The sequence below is a fragment of the Streptomyces sp. ActVer genome, from assembly GCF_027270795.1.
In the GTDB taxonomy this organism is placed as follows: domain Bacteria; phylum Actinomycetota; class Actinomycetes; order Streptomycetales; family Streptomycetaceae; genus Streptomyces; species Streptomyces umbrinus_A.
Map to the genome: position 1 here is coordinate 1 of NZ_JAPWHT010001014.1, position 610 is coordinate 610.

1 protein-coding gene is annotated in these 610 nt (G+C 66.1%); it reads right to left on the reverse strand.

What is annotated here, in order from left to right:
- Positions 1-22: 22 nt before the first annotated feature.
- On the reverse strand, positions 23-610 hold a 588-nt coding region (locus tag O3Q52_RS53895), incomplete at its 5' end, for a hypothetical protein (RefSeq protein ID WP_269655651.1).

Below are 610 nucleotides of genomic sequence, written 5' to 3' on the forward strand. Positions count from 1 at the left end.
ACGGGCTCATCCATGGCGCGCCTCACACCGCGATGAACAGTTGCGGAAGACCCGAAAGGATCTGCCACGACCGCTCGTATGCCGACGCCACCGCCAGGAGCTCTGTGGCGAACCCTGCCGCCGATGCGTCTCCGCCCGGGAAAGCTTTGGCCAGCTGAGCGCGCATCACGTCTAGCTTCTTCTCGTTCCCCGTCTCGAACGCGGCGCCGCACTCGTCCGTGACGTCGGCGTGGAACCTGATGCCGTTGATACGAGTCCACGCGCGGGCGCAGTCCATCGAGTTTCGCCGCGCGAACACCTGAACTGCACGTTCGGGGTCCTGGTAGCGGAGGCCGTCCAGCACGCGGGCGTGCACGTACCAGCCGGCGGCCGGGTGTCCGAAGAACGCATCCCTTGGAGATTGCACAGAGGACCGGCGTAGTTCGTTGCCCTGCTGCCACACCACGTGCAGGTGCTCGCGGTCGTCGGCGCATTTGTCGGGGTGGTAGTTGACGGTCCCCCAAAGGGTGCCGCCGATGGTGCCGTCCTTGGCGATGAGCGGTTCCTCGCGGAGCTGGCGGAACACGGCGAGGGTGACTTGCTTGCCGCTGATCGTGAGGGTCTTCACCTC